The following is a 17,954-nucleotide window of genomic DNA, read 5'->3' on the forward strand; positions in this document are numbered from 1 at the left end:
CCTCAATCATGGTGCGACCCGCCTGTTGCGAAGGTCGAGCAGCTCGCGCCAGAAACCGGCGGACCAGGCGAAATGCATCACCATGGCCGAAACCGCTGCCAGCGGGCCGTAGGGGTTTTTCTGGCCGAGCGCCATCCAGGCCCCGTAGCCGATGCAAGCTGCAGCCCAAAGTACGACCGGCACGGCGGCGACCCAGTTGATGACGGCGAGCAGGGCGCCGATTGCGATCGGTGCCACGGCGAGCGGCAACAATTGACGCAGGCTTGGCGCGACGCGATGCTTCAGCACGTTGCGGGCTCGCCCGCGGCCGTAGCTGAAATACTGCCGAAACAGCGGCCCGATCTTTGCCCGGGGGTAATAGACCATGCTCGTTCTGTCGGTCATCCAGATGCGATAGCCGGCCTTGCGGAACCGATAGTCGAACTCGGCATCTTCGTTGTGACTGAAGCTCTCGTCGTAACCGCCGATCGCCTTGAAGGCTGCAATGCGCATCAGCGCATGATGGCCGTGGTCGGCCCAATGGCTTGTGGCCCCGAGCCGGTGTTTGGCGCCGCCATTTCCGAGCTTGGAATTCTGGGCATAGGCCGTCGCCTTCTGAAACGGCGTGAAGCCGACTGTCTCCATGGCAACGACGACGGAGTCGGCGCCGGTTGCGATCACTTCGTCGACGAGCTTCTGGCAATAATCATCAGGATAGGTGCCATGCGCATCGATGCGGATCAGAAAGTCGAAGGATGAGCCATACTCGGCCACCGCAAGATTGATTGCGGCGCTCTGGATGCGCTTGGGATTATCGAGCGCCAGGACGGACGGATCGCCTTGGGCCAGCCGCGCTGCGATTTCGCGGGTGCCATCGGTACTGCCGCCGTCGGCAATCAGGATGACCGCATTAAGTGGCGCCAGTGACGGACGAAGCTTGTCCACCAGAGCTTCGATATGTTCAGCCTCATTGAGGCAGGGGATGACGATCAGGCTGCGCGTCGACGTCAGATCTGTTGTGTTCATGACAAACCACCTTCGTTTTGACGGGCTTGAGAAAGGGGCGTCGCGGGCTCGGGGGCCGTCGATGCAATTGCCGAAAGGCGCCTCACGAGGTTCTCGCAATCGGTGTGGCGAAAGACCCAGGTGTCGGTGTTGCAGGCGGCAACCCGCCCAGACGCATCGGCTTGGCTGTTGGCATCGACCGCTCCAAGGAGCGAAACGAGGTTGTCCGGCTCGGGTTCATCAAGCAGAAAACCAAGACCGCGGACCGCCAGAAAACGGGCCGTCTCCGTGCCGCGCATGGCGATCGGAACCCGTCCGTGTCGGCAGCCCTCATAGAGCCGGTTCGGAAGCAGCCATTTGGAGTTCTGGCCCTCCTCGAAAAAATCGATCGCCCAGGTGAAATCGATCTCGTCGTAGATCGCGCCGAGGTCTTCCGGGCTGCGGTAAGCGCCGTGGAAGGTCATGTGCGGCTCATTGCGAATGAAACCGTCGAAATCGTCGAACTCGGAATAGGCGGGCCGGCCGCGTAGTACGATCTCGAAACGGCCCTCCATGCGGCGCGAGAACGTCGAAAGCAGTTCGAGCGACTTGCGGCAGCGTAGCGCACCGAACCAGCCGATCCGCCAGGGGCCGTCCGGTCGCGCTGTGGGGGCCGCGGAAACCTGCAGGCAATCTCGATCGCCGAGCTCCAGCACCTTGTTCTCCAGCAGCATGACTGGCGTCTCCAACCCGGAGAGTGGGCGGAAATAATGCTCGACGAAGGCGGGAGAACTGGTGATCAAAAGGCGCGCATTGCGTCCGAGATAGGCTTCGCTGGCGCGCATGGCGCGTCCAGCCACGTCCTTGCGCAGAAGCAGGCGGTGAATGTCGAGGCATTCATAGACAATAGGGACATCACCGCCGAACATGGAAACCGCCTTGTTGGCGACGGCGAGCATGTCGAGGTTGCGGGCGATGATCAGGTCGGGCCGGCCGACCGCGCGCAGCTTGGCGGGTAGCGACAGGCAGGCCTTGGTGATCGCTGAGACCCGCTGGGCAAAGCGACCGTCGCGCGTCGTGCCGAGCTCGATCGGATCGATGCCCTCGATCGCGGCCAGTGCGTTCGCGCCCCGGCGAAAGCCGGCCAGCGTCACGCGCGCACCGCCTGCCTTCAACATCAGGATTCGACGGCGAACCGCGGGGTCAGCCAGATCCTGCGCGAAATAAAGTATCTGCAGCATGAAAACATCCGTTTTCGTGCTTAGCCCGAGCCAAGCTTGATTCAAGAAATCGTGCATCGCAACGGTGGCGTTGCGATGCACGGATGCGGCGGCGTTGTGCCGTCCTCAGTTCAATTTGCAGGCGACGGACTCGGCGAACTGGCACTTGTCGTTGGGTGCGGTGAAGGCGATCCGGTCAACCTGCAGCGCTGTCGGCCCCTTGTAGTTAAAGGTGCCCATCCAATCGCTGAGGGTGTCGGTGCCCCACAGGCTGAAGAAGATCTTCTGGGCGTTGGACGGGATCTTGGCGGGATCGGTCACTTCGTGAACCAGTTCACCATTGACGTAGTAACGGATACGCTCCTTCTCCCAGACGAAGGCGTAGTCGTTGAAGCCTTGGTTGGCGCCGCCCGGTACGTCGGCGAGCTTCTCGTTGCCGCCCTTGGCGGAGACGTACTGATTGAGCTGCACCTTTGCCGGGTTCTTGCCGAGCACTTCGAAGTCGATCTCGTCATGCGCCTTTTTGTCGGCAGGACCGATATAGGTAAAGAAGGCTGAGTTCAGCCCCGATCCGTCGGCGGACTTGATGCGGGCTTCGTAGGTCCCATAGCCGAACCGCTTGCGGGTCTGGACCTCGCCGCAGGCATAGTTGCGTTCGCCTGTCTTGCCCTCCTCGAACTTCAGTTCAAGGATGCCGTCAACGACCACCGCCTGCTCCTTCGACCAGGTGCAGTTCTGGTGCGGCCCGTTGTTCCAGCCATCCGAAACATACCAGTGGCCGGTGTCGAGCGTGTCGAAGTTGTCGAGGAACGACGTGCCGGTGGCACCTTCCTGTGCCATTGCGGAGCCGGCAAGGCCGGTGGCGAGACATGTGAGAAGGGCGAGGCGGTGAGGTCTGATCGATCTCATGGTCAGGTCCTTTGCTGTGGCGAGTAGTCGGAGCGACGGCCGGTATCCGGGCGCGCGTTGGCTTGGGAGGAGCCGGTGCGGCTGCCGGTCAGGACGGCGGTGAGGCCCGGTGCCAGGCGCTTGGCAAGCCCATGCGCGGCAACGAGAATGGCGATCGTGATGAACGGGATCGTGAAATAGAACAGGCGATAGTCGGCGATCTCGGTGCGATTCCAGACCATCCAGGAAACGATGAGCAGGGGGTAATGGGCACAGAAGATCCAGAAGCTGAGGCCACCGGTACGCGCCAGGCGTTCGCCGAGCCGGGTGCGCACGAGAAGCGCTGAAACGGCCCAGGATCCGACGATGCCGGAAAGTGCCGTTAGGCTGCGCAGCATATCGACCCAGACCGGGAACTCCGGACCGGTCTGGTAAAGAACGATCGAGAGCGCGACAGCGGCGGCGAGGAAAACGGCGGTGATCGATCGGGCATAGGGGTCGAGCAGCTTGGTATCGATGCGATGCAGGCTCAGATAGATACCGGTGCAGAAGCCGAAGAGGATGGATTTCTTCAGGAAGATGCCATTCGGCAGCGGGAGCACGGCGAAGGCGAGCAGAACACCAAGCGTTTGCAGCGGATAGCGCTTGATCAGCCAGGCCAGCAATGGCGAGAGCAGGATGCATAGCAGCAGATCGCGCAGAAAGTAGAGTGGAACGTTGATCGGCAGCGCCTCAAGTGCGAAAGCAAGGCTCAGCCATTCGCGTGGCGTGGCATTGACCACATCGGGAAGGTAGCCGAAGCCAATATTCTTGAGCTGCGCCACATAGACGAGAGCGAGAAACGCGAGGTTCCACAGAAGGAAGGGAAGCAGCACCGTGCGCGCCTTGGTCCGAAGAGTCTTCTTATAATCGAACGTGTCCAGACCGCGTCGGAACATGAGATAGCCCGAGATCGCGCTGAGGCAGGGAACGCCGACGCGAAACAGGCTGTCGCCCAAAAACACGCGCAGCCAGTCCAGAAACCCATAGGTTCCCAGGAACGGGCTGGTTTGCGGATCATGCGGCACATGTACGAAGACGATGCCCGAGATCAGCACGATGCGCATCAAATTGATCCGCGAGGAAATGTTCGCGTCCATAGCCACGATATCCGTCACTCCTATCTGCCAGCGTCATTTTCGGCGCCGTTTCAACAGAGCAGACTAGAGCCCGCATCGATTAAACTAGGGCAGGGGCGTGGATAAAAATATGGCGCTGCAACAAAAGAATCAGCCATGATTTGTTGCGGTGCAGCATTCGCCACATTTCGAGTTAGCGGCAAAACAACAGGGAATCGACCCCTTCAATCCTTAAAAGCGCACGTATTGTCGCATGTTGCGGAATATGCTCATATTCTCATGAACCAAAGTCTGTGATTGAACACACGCCGATTAATTGCGATCAAAAATTGCAGATTTTTTTTCGTTGATCATTGTCAAATCGGAGTTTTTTTGCTGCCGGCGGCGCGAATTGCGGCGAGTGTAAGGCAGGGCCGAGCTCGCCATTTACGATCATTCCGCAGGTTCTGGCGAAACACCCACCGCGCCGCGCTGGCGGATCATCCGATGTAGTTTCACCAGCAACTGCCGCTCGGTCAGAACCATCAGAATGAGATAGATGAGACCGCCGATGGCAGCCCCGATCAGCACCTGCAAGATGGCGTTGGGAACCAGGGGGCCGAATCGCTCGAGCAGAAAACGCACGGCAAGCGCCATGGCAAAGGCCGCAAACATCGGCCGCGTTGAGACGAAGAAGCCTCTCACGAACGGCATATGGTCGGCCCGGAAGACCACCCATGAATATCCGACCAGCGTCAGAACGTTGACGATGCAAAGCGCGATCATCGCGTCGATCAGTGAGCCGTTGATGGCCCCATACGCGACCGCGCCGGTGGTGATGACAGCTCGGATCACAGCCCACCAGAACAGGACGGCGCCCTGGCCGATGCCTTTGAGATAGGGCACGTAGGTGCTGCAGGGGGTCAGGATGCCCTTGGACAAAGCCAGAAGGCCGAGAACGGGCCAGGCCGCCGCCCATTGGCTGCCGAAGAGGACGAGCATCGCTGGTTCGGCGAGCGCCCACAGCCCGAACATCATCGGAGCAAGCAACACCGTGGTGACCTGCGTGCTTAGCATCAACGCCTGCGACCGGCGCTCGCGATCCTCGCCCATATGGCTGAAGGCGGGGAAAAGCACACCCATGACAGCTGAAAGCACGATCTGGTTTGGAATGCTGGAGAACCGGCTGGCGGCGGAATAGGCGCCGGCATCGGAAAGACCGAGATAGCGGGAGATCACCACCATTGGCGACTGGAAGGTAATGAAATTTGCGATTTCGGAGCCCATCATGCCGAGACTGAAGCGGCTTAATATCCATACGCGCCGAAACGAGAAGACCAGCCTCGGTACGTAGCCGGAGACGGCATAAAGCCCGAAAAGGCGGATCAACGCCGATACGAAGAGCTGCCCGAGGAGCGACCACACGCCGAAACCGGCGAGCGCCATGGCGACGGCGACGAGAGCGCCGAGCGTTTCCGAAATCATGCTCCAGGCGGCATCCTTGCTGAAATTCATGCGCCGGGCCAGGAGCGCATAAGCGACATCGCCGCCGAGCTGAAGCGGAATGAGCAGGCTCATCATCTTCAATAGGTAGGCAGCTTCCGGCGCCCCCAGCAGCGTTGCGAGCGGTGCGGCAAAGACAAAAAGCCCAAGCGCCATTGCCATTGAAATCGCCAGATTCGCCCAGAATGCGGAATGGACAAGGTCCATTTCCTCGTCGCGCTGAATGATCAGCGCGGAGGCCAGACCGGCGCCGCCGATCATTGCCAGAAACTGCACGACGGTGAGTGCGACAGCGACTGTTCCGAACTCTTCAGGCGTCAGGATGCGCGCAAGAATAGGCACGGTGACAAATTTCAGCCCGAATGTGCCTGTCTTTGAGAGCACGCTCCAGCCGACGTTACGGGTGACGGATTTGGCATTGACGGTTGAGGGCATGGCGAACATCCCGTGAGCCCTTTGAAAGAATGAGTGACAAAGGACAAGCGATAGACATACGGCCGCGACCCAGTGGGAGGAGACCACGCAAGACTCTTTGTAGAGAAGCCTCAGGGGCGAAAAGATGGCAAAGCTGACGATTATTATACCTTACTACCAGAAGGAGCCGGGCATCCTTCGGCGGGCGCTTTCGTCCGTCTTCGCCCAGACATTTCAGGACTTCCATGTTTTGGTCGTCGACGATCAATCTCCTTATCCTGTTGATGAGGAGCTGGCGCCGCTCAGCGAAAACATGCGCGAGCGCATCACCATCGTGCGCCAACCCAACCAGGGACCGGGCGGCGCACGCAACACCGGGCTCGACCATGTTCCTGAGGATTCGGAGTTCGTAGCATTCCTTGATTCCGACGACGTCTGGACGCCGGATCACCTCAGAAATGCCTATCAAAGCCTGACGCGATTCGATGCCGATTGTTATTGGGCGTCGATAACGGGAGGCGATGCATTCTACTACCATTTTGGAGTCGCCGATCTCCTGAAGAGCGATACCTGCATCCGGCTGCAGGAGAGCCCGCTGGTCGTGGAAATCCCCGATCTATCCAACGTCATGCTGAGGAATTGGAGCTTTCTGCACCTTTCCTGCATGGTGATCGGGCGCTCGCTGTTCGAAACGATCCGCTTCGATGCCGCACTCCGGCTGGCAGCCGAGGACGTGCTGTTCTTCTGCGATTGCGTGCTGTCGGCGCGACGTGTGGTCCTTTGCGATGGCGCGGGTGCGGAACGCGGCGAGGGCATCAACATCTTCCATTCGATCGACAACGATTCGCCGGAATTTCTGCAGCAGCAGTTCAACACTTTCGTGGCGCTTGAAACGCTTGAGGGCCGCTTTTCGCGCCGGCCGCAGGAAATCGCCTCGATCCGCTCCTATCAGCATACGGCCCGCCGTCAGGCATTGTGGAGTCAGGCTCGGCGCCTGCGTCGCAGGAAGGTGCCACAGTTCAGGCTGCTTGCCCGCTGGGTATGGCGCGATCCGAAATTGTTGCAAAGCGCCCTTGAACTGGCCGTCGGCAAACTGTCACCGCAACACTGATCACGAAGACAGCATCCCTCAGAAGGGAGAAAGACCCGCCGCTTGCGGCGCCGGACACATTTTTATTTGAGAGAAGGGACCGCTTATGAAGCCCTATTACTGGGAATCACATCACGGAAATTTTGGAGACGACCTCAATCTTTGGCTCTGGGATTTCCTCTTGCCTGGTTTCCGCGACAGCCATGACGACATTCTGCTCGTCGGCGTCGGTACGGTGCTCAATCGAGCGTTATTACCCGACGGCATGCGAAAATTGGTGCTTGGCAGCGGCTTTGGCTATGGCACGCTTCCGGATATGCGCGATACGGCGGAATGGGACATTCGTTGTGTGCGCGGCCCGCTGACGGCCGAAAAGGTCGGTATCGAACCCGAACGCGGCATTGTTGACCCGGCGGTGATGGTCGCCGAGATGCCGGAGTTCCAGAACTTGCCCAAGATCCACAAGCGTAGCTTCGTGCCCCATTGGGAGAGTGCGATTGCCGGCATGTGGCCGACGACCTGCGGCACGGTCGGCCTGCACTACATCGACCCGCGTGGAGAGGCCGGAGCCGTGATCCGGGAGATCGCGCAGTCCGAGCTGATCGTGGCCGAATCGATGCACGGAGCGATCCTCGCGGACGCCTTTCGCGTTCCGTGGGTCGCGGTCTCGACTTCGAACAGCATCAACAGCTTCAAATGGAACGATTGGGCCCGGACGGTCGGGGTCACCTATCGCCCTCGCCATGTCCCGGTTTCAAGCCGGGCGGAAGCGATGATCAAGGGGACCCGGTTCTGGGGCATGGGTTTTGATATCGCCGAGACCTATGGTGAAGACCCGAACCGGCGGCAGATCGACGGAGACCTGGTCGTCGGAGCGACCCAGCCAAGGCAAACTTTCTTGCGTGGAGCGGCCAAGCAGCTTCTGGCGGCGCCGTCGACGTTGGCATTGTGGCAGGCAAGCAGAGCGCAGCCGCAATTGAGCGAAGACCGCGTCCTGGCCGAACGCAAGGCACGCTTCCGCGACGTACTCGATACAGTTCGTCGCGATTATCTCTAAGGGCTGAGATCAAGCGGCGCCCCGAGCGGGCGCCGTTTAGCCTATCATTGGCTCAACTCAGCGGAAGCTGGGAGCAGGTAGCGCAGCCGCCCCGAGCCGCCGAGTTCCACCGGAGCGTCCGGCTTGCCCGATCGCATACGTTCGGTCTTATCGGCAAAGATCCCACCGGCGACTGCCGGAACGGCCCCCGGCTTGCCGAGCAGGTAGGTGACGGCAGCCATTGGGCCGCCCTCGCGCTTCAGGTCGAGAAAGCGCCGATGTTCGTAACGTCCCCGGATATGGCGTTCATGCCGGCGGATCACGGCCGTCGCTTCTGCACTCAATTGATTGTCGGCGAGGATGGCACGGTCGGCCTCATAAAGGCGCTTCAGGTCTTCGGTGCGGTGACTACCGCTGAGCGAATTGCCACGCACGATCGCCGCATAGCCGCAGCTGTGGATGATCTTGTAGCGTGCACCCTTGGCAAGCGCCCGCAGATAGAGGTCGTAGTCTTCCCCGAGGCGGAGGGTCTCGTTGTAAGCGAGTTGATGGCTGGACAGGAACGCACGCCGCATGAGGGGTTTGAGAAAACCGATCTCGCCACGCCTGACACCGCGGCGCGAGATATTGCCTTCGACGAAGCCGGTGAGATCGAGAAGGCGCGGCTCCGGTTGGAACCGGCCCACGTCGGCCGCTGCGCTGGCGGCAGCCGTCTCGTCCATGAAGGCGATGTTGTCGGCGACAAAATCCCAATCCGAAACCCCAAGAAGCTGGGCCAGCCTGCCGGGCAGAAAGAAATCGTCGGCATCGAGGATGGCGAGGATAGGCGAGCGGCTGATCGAGATCGCGTGGTTTCGTGCTGCAGCCGGCCCCCTGTTTTTTTCAAAGCGCACGACGTTCAATCGCCCGGTGTCATCGGCAGCGGACAGGGCGGCTGATGCGGTCGTGTCGGTCGAGCCGTCGTCGATGACGATGACCTCGGCCGTTTCCGGCTCGGCCAGAGCCGAAGCGACGGCCCTTGCGATCGTTTCGGCGGCATTTTTTGCGGCGATGATGACACAAACGTCCATCGTTGCAGCTGCGGTCATTGTGGCCTCCAGCGTTACGTCGGGCATGGCCGGCATTGGTATTCCTTGCCGGCCCGCCGCACGATGCAACGGGATCATGTCGCAACCGCGTCAAAACGTTGACATTTTTGTTGTAGGCATCGCGGGCGGCGAGGGGAGCTCCCCACCGTGCCCTACGGGTTGAAGTGACCCGGCCTGTTCAAACGCCCCGTCGAAACCTTACCCGCCTGTTTTTCATCGGTCGTTGCGCGTGCGTTCTCGGCCGCCTGCCTGTCGCGCTCGCGGGCCTTCTGCCAGACGAGAAAAACGACAGCCAGAAAATACCCGACCTGCATCAAGACGGCGCAAATCAAGGTTTGAAAAAGGGTCGAGGTAAGCGAACCGTTCAGCAGATAGGTGACGATGGCAAAGACCGCCAAAGCGCCAATCATGCTCGCAAAGACGCGTGGTGCGAACATCGCGCTACCTTGCCTTCGGGGCTGTTGTTGGTGTCTCCATATGAGCTAAGGCCCTTCCCACCACAGAGGTTCAATATATTGGCGGTTATCCCTCGGTTCAACCGACAATAACCGCACATGCGATATAAGCCGCTATAGCCCCTAAAATGTTTATGTCGCCTTTAGAACAGGCCGCCTCCAATCAAATTCCGTTGATTGCACGGCGTGGGGCGGATGCAAGGAATCAGTTTGCGGCCGGCCATATCGAGGTTGGTTAGGGGTTTAACGGGGCGAAATGTGTCGCTCGATATTCCACCCTCCGTGGGTTTCGCCCTGTTTCGCTCGTCTCGAAGTTGGCCTCGCTCTCACTTTGTTATCAACTTTTGTTACAAGATTCGCGTTTGTGAAGGTTTTGTGCGTGCAGTGCAAAAGAATGCTGCGCCGCAAAAAGCGCCCGTGAATTTGACGGATTTCAATTTACAGAGGGGGAAAATCTTCTGATGCAAGACGAAAGCAAACATCACTAGTTCAAGGTAAGGCCAATTTTTTCATGAGTAAATTCGGTTTGCCCGCGAACTACATCGAAATCGACTGGAAGCCACTTGGCTCGCCATGAATAGATGATCTTCGGTCCCGAAGAAATATTACATATTCGCGATCGATGATATACGTCCGCGAACCGCGGGCACGGCACCGGCCATCATTTCGCCTTTAAAAACCAAATTCTAACCATACACTCATTCTTGGATACGAGTGCGCCCCCACAGGGGACCGACCAATCGCCAACGTAAATGGAGTCTTCTCTATGAAGTCTGCGACTCGATCGGCCAATTCGCCGTTTTTCAGTACCGCAGAGTCGGGAGCATTTCGTCCGGTAGGAGGAATATCGAAGCGTGGCTTTGATATTTTCACCGCTTCACTGGCTCTCGTCTTTCTCAGTCCGCTCTTCCTGCTCTTGATGATGCTCGTCAAGTTTTCCGATGGTGGATCCGTTTTTTACGGTCACCGCCGTATCGGCCATAACGGCCGTGCATTCCGCTGCCTGAAATTCCGCACGATGCGGGCAGACGGAGATCGGCTCTTGCAGGACTATCTCCGCAACAATCCGGGCGCCTACGAGGAATGGCGTGCGACGCGCAAGCTTCAGGACGACCCGCGCGTGACCATTGTCGGCAGCGTTCTGCGCAAACTCAGCCTCGACGAGTTGCCGCAGCTGATCAACATCATCCGTGGTGAGATGAGCATCGTCGGCCCGCGCCCTGTCGTGGAAGACGAACTCGAACTCTACGACGCCGCAGCCGTGTTCTATCTGCAGTCTCGCCCGGGTCTTACCGGCCTGTGGCAGATCAGCGGCAGGAATGACGTTTCCTATGCCGCCCGCGTCGCCTTCGACACGCACTATGTACAGAACTGGTCGCTGATCCGCGACTTCTTCATCGTCGTCAAGACGATCCCCGCAGTCTGCTTTTCTCGCGGCAGCTACTGACAAACGCTGCGCCACGGAGCCTGACGACCTCGTCGTCGGACGCCGGCGCGCGCGACCAGCAACCGGGAAACCGTAATGAAACATCAAATTGCCAAGGGGAGATCGCGTATCTCCCTCCGAAAGCCGTATTCTCTGAAGGTCGCCATGCTGGCGGCCATAACTGTGTTCGGCACCTTGCCTGTCCATGCCGACGAGTACCATCTCGGCGTCATGGACAAGTTGAAGATCCGCGTGGCCGAATGGCAGACCGCAGAAGGTGCTGTGCGCGACTGGTCGGTGGTCAGCGGCGAATACACCGTTGGTGCCTCCGGCATGGTCTCCATCCCCTTCATCGGCGATCTGCCGGCGGCGGGCAAAACGACCAACGAGATGAGCGAGGCGATCGGCCTCAAGATGCAGACGCTGTTCGGCCTGCGTGATCGGCCTTCGGCGTCGGTCGAGCTCGCGCAGTATCGTCCGGTCTATCTTTCCGGAGAAATCCAGAAGCCCGGTGAGTACCCTTACGTGCCGAACCTGACGGTCCTCAAGGCCGTCAGCCTTGGCGGCGGGTTGAGACGTTCGGAAAGCGGACAGCGCTTCGCACGCGACTACATCAACGCACGCGGAGATTCGAGCGTGCAGGTCTCCGAACGCAACCGGTTGCTTATCCGGCGCGCGCGCCTGCAGGCGGAGATCGCCGGCAAGGAAAAGATCGAATTGCCGAAGGACTTGAAGGACGCGCCTGACGTCGCCGGCTTGCTTGAAAGCGAGACTGCATTGATGGTTTCGCGCGACAAAAGGCAGAAACGCCAGCTGGCGTCGCTGGCCGATCTCAAGTCTCTGCTCGAAAGCGAAATCCAGGCACTGGCGAAAAAGTCAGAAACGCAGAACCGTCAATTGGATCTGGTGATCGAGGACCGGGACAAGATCGAGGGGCTTGCCGAAAAGGGGCTGGCGCTGAGCGCGCGCAAGCTCGCGCTGGAACAGCGCGTGGCGGAGCTGCAGTCAGCTGTTCTGGATATCGACACGGCGTCTCTGAAGGCAAAGCAGGATGTCAGCAAGGCCACCCAGGACGATACCAACCTGCGCAACGATTGGGATGCCCAGCTTGCCCAGGACCTGCAGAACACCGAAGCTGAGCTCGATACGCTGTCCATCAAACTTGGCACCAGTCGCGACCTCATGACCGAGGCGCTGCTGCAATCGGCCGAGGCGGCACAGTCCAAGGACGACATGTCGGACGCTGTCATCAGCTATTCGATCGTCCGTGAAAAGGATGGCAAGGCGCAACAGATTGCCGCCGACGAGAACACGCCGGTGCTGCCGGGCGACGTGATCAAGGTCGAAGCCAATCTGGCGATGCGCTAGAGCCTTTCCAAGGAAAAGTGCGAAGCGGTTTTCCGTCAGGAAATGCTTGGAAATAAAGAGATGGAGCGTTTCTGTGACTCTGTTTAACCCGGCTACGCTCTAAGGAATCGTGATGAGGATTTCCAAGGCAAGCCTCGTTTCTCCTGGTGCAAACCAGACCTACGGTACGTTTGCGCTGGCGATATCGTTCTTCGTCTTTGCCTATTCCTCGCGGTTCGGGCAGGCGTCGATCCTTGTCTACTATGCGCTGTGGCTGCCGTTGGTGCTCGTCGACTATCGAAGCGTGCTCGGCAATTACGGCAGATATATCTGGATCCTTGCCTTTGCCGTCTTTGCCTGCCTTTCCGTCTTCTGGTCGGCAGCGCCCGGGATGACGGCAAGGACGGGAGTTCAGTATCTCTCGCATGTCGTTTGCGCGCTGATTGCCATGCGCACGATCGACATCCGCACGCTCGTGCGCGGCGCACTGGCGGGCGTCGGTATCGTGCTCACCTATTCGCTGCTGTTCGGCGTCTACCACCTCGATCCGCTCGACGGTACGTTCAGCTTTGTCGGCGCCTTTTCCTCGAAGAACCAGCTTGGCTTTTACGCCTCACTCGGGATCTACTTCGCCTTCATCGCCCCAGTCGCGCTCAGGGAACGCGGGCTTTGGCTCGCCGCCGCCGGGGCCGTCGGGCTGATATCAGCCTATTCGCTGCTTGCCTCGCAATCGGCGACGTCGGTTCTGACGGCCGTCGCCATCGTTGGCTGCTGGCTCGGCATGCGCGCCGTGGGCATGCTGTCGCCCGGTCATCGCAAGGGACTGTTCTTAGGTGCTGTTGTCGTCGGCGGGATCACCGCCGTCGCTGCGACCTACGGCGGCGGCGTCGACCTCGTTCTCGGCCTCTTCGGCAAGGATTCCACGCTTACGGGGCGAACCTACCTTTGGCAGCAAGGGATACAAGCCGCTTTATCCTCGCCTGTCGTCGGGGTGGGCTACCAGGCCTATTGGGTCCAGGGCTTCTCCGAACCCGAACGTCTCTGGGAAGAGTTCTTCATCGCCACCCGCTCGGGCTTCCACTTCCACAACACCTTCATCGAGGCGATGGTGGAGACCGGAGCAATCGGGCTCGTGCTCCTCTGCAACGTGCTTCTGGTCACTGTCTTCGGCCATATCAAACGGTTGCTGGCCTACGACCATCACACCGAATCCTCGGTGCTCTTCGGCGTCGCCATGCTGCTTTTCGTGCGGGCGTTTGTCGAAATCGACATCATGAATCCCTATCACGTCGGTTCGTTCCTGCTCTACTTCGCAGCTGGCAAGCTGACGATCAGGCAGGGCCGGCGCGTCGTCACCGAGCGGCGCCTTGCAGAGGGCAGGGTGTTGGCGAGCCATCATCCGCAGCTGAGGTTCTGATGGCACCAACGCCGATGAAAACCATCCACGGCATCCAGTATCTGCGTGCGCTTGCGGCGCTGGGGGTCGTGCTCTTTCACGCAGCCGAACGGACAGGCCATCACTTCGCGATCGGCGCGGCCGGGGTCGACGTCTTCTTCGTCATCAGCGGCTTTATCATGTGGGTGATCAGTGACCGGCGCCCGGCCACGCCGCTGGCATTCCTTAGAGAGCGGCTACGCCGGATTGCGCCGATCTATTGGCTCGCCACCTTGGTGATGATCGGCGGCGGCGTTGCCGGCCTTTTCCCGAACCTCGTGCTGACGCTCGGGCATATCCTGGCGTCCTTGATGTTCATTCCCGTGCGTTCGCCCAGCAGCGGCGAGATCTGGCCGGTGCTCGTGCAAGGTTGGACACTCAACTTCGAAATGTTCTTCTACGTCGTCTTTGCGGCTTCGTTGATGCTGCCAAGACACCGCCGGCTACCGGTGATGGCAGCGCTGTTTGTGTCGCTTGTATTGCTGGGTCTCGCGATCGATACGCAAAACGCGCTGTTTTTAACCTATACGCGCCCGGTCATCCTGGAATTTGTCGCCGGCATGATTGTCGCCGAATTCTGGCTGCGGGGCAGGGTTGCCGGTCCGGGCCTCGGCATTGTGCTTGTCTTAAGCGCATTCACCGGATTTGCAGCCCTTGCCGTCCTGCGCCTGCCGTTTGACGAAAGAATATTAGGCCCGCTGGCGGTCATGCTTGTCGTTGGCACGCTTGCGCTTGAAGCCGGCGGCTGGTTTCAAAAATGGACATTACCGACGTTGCTCGGCGATGCCTCCTATTCGATCTACCTCTGGCACACCTTCGCCATATCGGTCGTCGTCAAGGCTGCTGCGATGATCGGTCTGAATTCAGTGCTGACGCTGCTCTGCGCTTTGGCCGCTGGCACGCTTGCCGGTATTGCGGCCTATCTCCTGATTGAGCGTCCGCTTCTTCGACGTACCCGCTCCAGATTGCCTCTGAACCGGGTACGCGAGGCATCCTAGCCATCTATGCCAGGGGTGCGATCAGTCGAAGTCGCTGATGTCAGGCGCCCTGGTTGCGGCGGGAATGCCAGTTCCAGGCCGTGCGCGTGATTGCCGCCAGGTCGTATTGCGGCTCCCAGCCAAGGACTTCGCGAGCCTTGTCGTTGTTTGCGACAAGCGTGGTCGAATCTCCCTCACGGCGATCGACATAGTCGATGCCGAAGCTGCGGCCCGAGACATCGGTAATGGCGTTCAGCAGTTCCTTCACCGTCGTGCCGGTGCCCGTACCGAGATTGAGTTCGACACTGTCGCCGCCTTCAAGCAGGTATTCGACGGCGCGAACATGGGCGTCGGCGAGGTCGAGGACGTGGATATAGTCGCGCACGCAGGTGCCGTCGCGGGTGTCGTAGTCCGTGCCGAAGACCTTGAAGCCGTCGCGGCGGCCAAGAGCGGCATCGATTGCCAGCGGGATCGCGTGTGTCTCGGGTTCATGCCACTCGCCGATCCGCCCTTCCGGGTCGGCACCGGCAGCGTTGAAATAGCGCAGGATGACCGAGCGCAGGCCCTTGTACTGGCCATAGTCCTTCAATGCCTGCTCGCAGACCCACTTCGTGCGGCCATAGGGGTTGATCGGGGCCTGGCGGTGCTGTTCGTCGATCGGCACGCTCTCCGGCAGGCCGTAGGTGGCGCAGGTCGACGAGAACACGAAGGCTTCGATGCCGGCGGACAGTGCTGCCGACAGAAGGGTCAAGGTCCCGATGACGTTGTTGTCATAGAACGAGACCGGATCCTTGACGGATTCCCCGACCTCGATCATTGCGGCGAAATGCAGGATCGCCCGCGGCTTGTGGCGTGCAAGCACCTCATCGAGGCGCTGGCGGTCGCGGATGTCACCCTTTTCCAGAACACCCCATTTGACGAACTCCTCGTGGCCGTTCGACAGATTGTCGTAGACCACGGGTTCGAACCCCTTGGACGCAAGCTGAAGGCAGGTGTGCGAGCCGATATAGCCGGCGCCGCCGACGACAAGAACCTTGTTATTTGTCATGAATATCTCAATCTCGGGCTTGGAAGGAATTGGCAAAGTTTTCAATGAACAATGGCCGAATTGTCAATGGCTCGTGGCGCGTTTCGCGCGATCGTCTGCTCTCTTTCCGCACCATGATCCACATGCCGCTTGATCCCAGCAAAAGAAGGCAGGGAGGCGGCCGCGGGTGAAATATCTCCATCGGCTCTGAGGCGGAGATGCTTCTTTCGCTTCGCGCGAAACATATAGCATATTAATTTACTAGATTTAGTTGATAAGCCGACGCCTAGTCGTACGATAGCCTACAGACATCCAAAGGAAGGCTCCCATGACGACGAAACTGAAACGGCTCGCGCTGACGCTGGCGACACTCCCCGCCTCCGGCTTTTTCCTGCCCGGCGCTTTTGCACAAGGTGCAGGCGATCCGATCAAGGGCGGGACGCTGATCTATCTCGAGCAGCAGGCCCATACCAATCTCTACCCGCCGGCTGGCGGCTTTTACCCAAATGGCGGCATCCTCAACCAGATCACCGACAAGCTGACCTACCAGAACCCGAAGACGCTCGAGATCGAGCCTTGGATCGCGGAATCGTGGACGGTCAACGCTGATGCGACCGAATACACCTTCAAGATCCGTCCTGGCGTCACCTTCTCCGACGGCACGCCGCTGGATGCCGCTGCCGTCGCAAAGAACTACGACGTCTTCGGGCTCGGCAACAAGGAACTGAAGCAGCCGGTCTCGGAGGTCATCAACAACTACGCGCGCAGCGAGGTCATCGATCCGCTGACCGTCAAATTCTACTTCAAGAAGCCGTCGCCGGGCTTCCTGCAGGGCACGTCGGTGATCGGCTCCGGGCTCGTTGCCGCAAGCACGCTGGCGCTTCCGTTTGAACAACTGGGCGATGCCACCAAGATCTCCGGTCCGTTTGTCGTCGACAGCGAAACGATTGGCAAGGAGCTGAACCTGAAGGCGCGCGAAGAATACGCCTGGGGTCCGGCAAAGCTGGAGCATCAGGGGCGGCCCTATCTCGATGGTATCACATACATCATCACCGGCGAGGACAGCGTGCGCATTGGCGCTCTGCTGGCGGGCCAGGCCGATTTCATCCGGCAGGTCCAGGCCTATGACGAAAAACAGGTTGAAGCGCAGGATTACCAGATCTACGCGCCTTCGACGCGCGGCGTGAACAACAGCGTCGTCTTCCGACCCGACAATCCGCTCGTCGCTGACGTGAGGGTCCGCAAGGCGCTGCTGCACGCGACCGACGCCAAGGAAGTCGTCACCACGCTGTTTTCCGCCAACTACCCACAGGCGACGTCAATCATCGCCTCCACGGCGCTCGGCTATCGCGACATTTCGGCAAAGCTTTCCTTCGATCCGGGAAAGGCAAAAGCCCTGCTCGATGAGGCCGGCTGGACGGTCGGCGCCAATGGCCTGCGCCAGAAGGACGGCAAGGAACTGGTGCTGACCGCCTATGAATCCCTGCCGCAGCCGCAGAACAAGGAAACCTTGCAGCTTGTCGCCCAGCAATGGGGCAAGCTCGGCGTCAAGCTGACCGTGCTTGCCGGCGACAGCGGCAGCAGGATCGTCGACGATCTCGATCCGCTCAAGACACCGGTTTCACCGGCCATGGTCGGGCGCGCCGATCCTGACGTGATCAAGAGCCAGTACTACCCAAAGAACCGTGACGTCCTTCGCCAAAAGGGCGGCCAGAGCGACAAGGTCCAGAGCTTCGCCGATGACAAGCTGAACGGCCTGCTCGAGGCGCTTGCTTCGGAGCCGGACCGCGAGAAGCGGTTGGCGATTGCCGGCGAGGTTCAGGACTATGTCGTCGACCAGGCCTATGCGATCCCGATTTTCGAGGAGCCGCAAGCCTTTGCCGGTGCGCCTTACGTCCAGGGCGTCGCCTTCGAGGCGGTTGGCCGCCCAAGCTTCTACAGCACATGGCTTGCCGAACACTGACATCGACCGATCGGCCACGTCCATT

15 protein-coding genes are annotated in these 17,954 nt (G+C 59.8%); 7 read left to right on the top strand and 8 right to left on the bottom strand.

Going from position 1 to position 17,954, the window contains the following annotated elements:
• Positions 1-6: 6 nt before the first annotated feature.
• The 5 genes from ASD02_RS10035 to ASD02_RS10055 form a co-directional block, all read right to left on the bottom strand.
• Positions 7-1,005 (bottom strand): glycosyltransferase family 2 protein, encoded by a 999-nt coding sequence (locus tag ASD02_RS10035; RefSeq protein WP_025428867.1) that lies wholly within the window; start codon positions 1,003-1,005, stop codon positions 7-9.
• Complete coding sequence (locus ASD02_RS10040; protein ID WP_057220651.1) at positions 1,002-2,204, bottom strand: hypothetical protein; 1,203 nt, start codon at positions 2,202-2,204, stop codon at positions 1,002-1,004. Before ASD02_RS10040 ends, ASD02_RS10035 begins: the two co-directional genes overlap by 4 nt.
• A gap of 105 nt (positions 2,205-2,309) precedes the next feature.
• A complete protein-coding gene (locus ASD02_RS10045) occupies positions 2,310-3,092 on the bottom strand; it encodes a glycoside hydrolase family 16 protein (protein WP_025428865.1) in 783 nt (260 codons plus the stop codon).
• A 2-nt stretch (positions 3,093-3,094) separates the two neighbouring features.
• On the bottom strand, positions 3,095-4,210 hold the full coding sequence (locus ASD02_RS10050; protein WP_057214401.1) for an acyltransferase: 1,116 nt from the start codon (positions 4,208-4,210) through the stop codon (positions 3,095-3,097).
• A gap of 411 nt (positions 4,211-4,621) precedes the next feature.
• Positions 4,622-6,106 (bottom strand): lipopolysaccharide biosynthesis protein, encoded by a 1,485-nt coding sequence (locus ASD02_RS10055; RefSeq protein WP_057220652.1) that lies wholly within the window; start codon positions 6,104-6,106, stop codon positions 4,622-4,624.
• 124 nt (positions 6,107-6,230) lie between these two features.
• On the opposite strand from ASD02_RS10055, the gene ASD02_RS10060 reads away from it, so the two are divergent.
• Together ASD02_RS10060 and ASD02_RS10065 are read left to right on the top strand one after the other, a co-directional pair.
• A complete protein-coding gene (locus ASD02_RS10060) occupies positions 6,231-7,196 on the top strand; it encodes a glycosyltransferase family 2 protein (protein WP_057220634.1) in 966 nt (321 codons plus the stop codon).
• Between the two features lie 85 nt (positions 7,197-7,281).
• Positions 7,282-8,232, top strand: coding sequence for a polysaccharide pyruvyl transferase family protein (locus ASD02_RS10065; RefSeq protein WP_057214406.1), 951 nt, complete (start codon positions 7,282-7,284; stop codon positions 8,230-8,232).
• A 44-nt stretch (positions 8,233-8,276) separates the two neighbouring features.
• Here ASD02_RS10065 and ASD02_RS10070 read toward each other — a convergent pair whose 3' ends face one another.
• The gene (locus ASD02_RS10070) at positions 8,277-9,299 is read right to left on the bottom strand and encodes a glycosyltransferase family 2 protein (RefSeq protein WP_057214484.1); all 1,023 of its coding nucleotides are present in this window, start codon (positions 9,297-9,299) and stop codon (positions 8,277-8,279) included.
• A gap of 152 nt (positions 9,300-9,451) precedes the next feature.
• On the bottom strand, positions 9,452-9,736 hold the full coding sequence (locus ASD02_RS10075; RefSeq protein ID WP_057220635.1) for an exopolysaccharide production repressor protein: 285 nt from the start codon (positions 9,734-9,736) through the stop codon (positions 9,452-9,454).
• A gap of 784 nt (positions 9,737-10,520) precedes the next feature.
• Between ASD02_RS10075 and ASD02_RS10080 the strand changes: the two genes are divergently transcribed.
• The 4 genes from ASD02_RS10080 (at position 10,521) to ASD02_RS10095 (ending at position 14,960) form a co-directional block, all read left to right on the top strand.
• Positions 10,521-11,201: a sugar transferase gene (locus tag ASD02_RS10080; RefSeq protein ID WP_057214412.1), complete on the top strand. Its 681-nt coding sequence runs from the start codon at positions 10,521-10,523 to the stop codon at positions 11,199-11,201.
• Between the two features lie 144 nt (positions 11,202-11,345).
• Positions 11,346-12,548: a polysaccharide biosynthesis/export family protein gene (locus ASD02_RS10085; protein WP_272502213.1), complete on the top strand. Its 1,203-nt coding sequence runs from the start codon at positions 11,346-11,348 to the stop codon at positions 12,546-12,548.
• A gap of 112 nt (positions 12,549-12,660) precedes the next feature.
• Positions 12,661-13,944, top strand: coding sequence for an O-antigen ligase (locus ASD02_RS10090; protein ID WP_057214415.1), 1,284 nt, complete (start codon positions 12,661-12,663; stop codon positions 13,942-13,944).
• Positions 13,945-13,958: 14 nt separating this feature from the next.
• Complete coding sequence (locus ASD02_RS10095; RefSeq protein ID WP_057214487.1) at positions 13,959-14,960, top strand: acyltransferase; 1,002 nt, start codon at positions 13,959-13,961, stop codon at positions 14,958-14,960.
• 40 nt (positions 14,961-15,000) lie between these two features.
• Here the strand turns inward: ASD02_RS10095 and galE are convergent, their stop codons facing one another.
• Positions 15,001-15,987, bottom strand: a complete 987-nt coding sequence (galE, locus tag ASD02_RS10100) for a UDP-glucose 4-epimerase GalE (protein WP_057206363.1) — start codon at positions 15,985-15,987, stop codon at positions 15,001-15,003.
• A 307-nt stretch (positions 15,988-16,294) separates the two neighbouring features.
• Here galE and ASD02_RS10105 point away from each other — a divergent pair, with 307 nt between their 5' ends.
• Positions 16,295-17,929: a TIGR04028 family ABC transporter substrate-binding protein gene (locus ASD02_RS10105; protein ID WP_057220636.1), complete on the top strand. Its 1,635-nt coding sequence runs from the start codon at positions 16,295-16,297 to the stop codon at positions 17,927-17,929.
• Positions 17,930-17,954: the final 25 nt, after the last annotated feature.

The sequence above is a fragment of the Ensifer sp. Root1252 genome, from assembly GCF_001425885.1.
Lineage (GTDB): Bacteria > Pseudomonadota > Alphaproteobacteria > Rhizobiales > Rhizobiaceae > Ensifer > Ensifer canadensis.

Coding starts and splice junctions, on each gene's coding strand:
- ASD02_RS10035 (WP_025428867.1), bottom strand. CDS start 1,005: ATGAACACAACAGATCTGACGTCGACGCGCAGCCTGATCGTCATCCCC.
- ASD02_RS10040 (WP_057220651.1), bottom strand. CDS start 2,204: ATGCTGCAGATACTTTATTTCGCGCAGGATCTGGCTGACCCCGCGGTT.
- ASD02_RS10045 (WP_025428865.1), bottom strand. CDS start 3,092: ATGAGATCGATCAGACCTCACCGCCTCGCCCTTCTCACATGTCTCGCC.
- ASD02_RS10050 (WP_057214401.1), bottom strand. CDS start 4,210: ATGGACGCGAACATTTCCTCGCGGATCAATTTGATGCGCATCGTGCTG.
- ASD02_RS10055 (WP_057220652.1), bottom strand. CDS start 6,106: ATGCCCTCAACCGTCAATGCCAAATCCGTCACCCGTAACGTCGGCTGG.
- ASD02_RS10060 (WP_057220634.1), top strand. CDS start 6,231: ATGGCAAAGCTGACGATTATTATACCTTACTACCAGAAGGAGCCGGGC.
- ASD02_RS10065 (WP_057214406.1), top strand. CDS start 7,282: ATGAAGCCCTATTACTGGGAATCACATCACGGAAATTTTGGAGACGAC.
- ASD02_RS10070 (WP_057214484.1), bottom strand. CDS start 9,299: ATGACCGCAGCTGCAACGATGGACGTTTGTGTCATCATCGCCGCAAAA.
- ASD02_RS10075 (WP_057220635.1), bottom strand. CDS start 9,736: ATGTTCGCACCACGCGTCTTTGCGAGCATGATTGGCGCTTTGGCGGTC.
- ASD02_RS10080 (WP_057214412.1), top strand. CDS start 10,521: ATGAAGTCTGCGACTCGATCGGCCAATTCGCCGTTTTTCAGTACCGCA.
- ASD02_RS10085 (WP_272502213.1), top strand. CDS start 11,346: ATGCTGGCGGCCATAACTGTGTTCGGCACCTTGCCTGTCCATGCCGAC.
- ASD02_RS10090 (WP_057214415.1), top strand. CDS start 12,661: ATGAGGATTTCCAAGGCAAGCCTCGTTTCTCCTGGTGCAAACCAGACC.
- ASD02_RS10095 (WP_057214487.1), top strand. CDS start 13,959: ATGAAAACCATCCACGGCATCCAGTATCTGCGTGCGCTTGCGGCGCTG.
- galE (WP_057206363.1), bottom strand. CDS start 15,987: ATGACAAATAACAAGGTTCTTGTCGTCGGCGGCGCCGGCTATATCGGC.
- ASD02_RS10105 (WP_057220636.1), top strand. CDS start 16,295: ATGACGACGAAACTGAAACGGCTCGCGCTGACGCTGGCGACACTCCCC.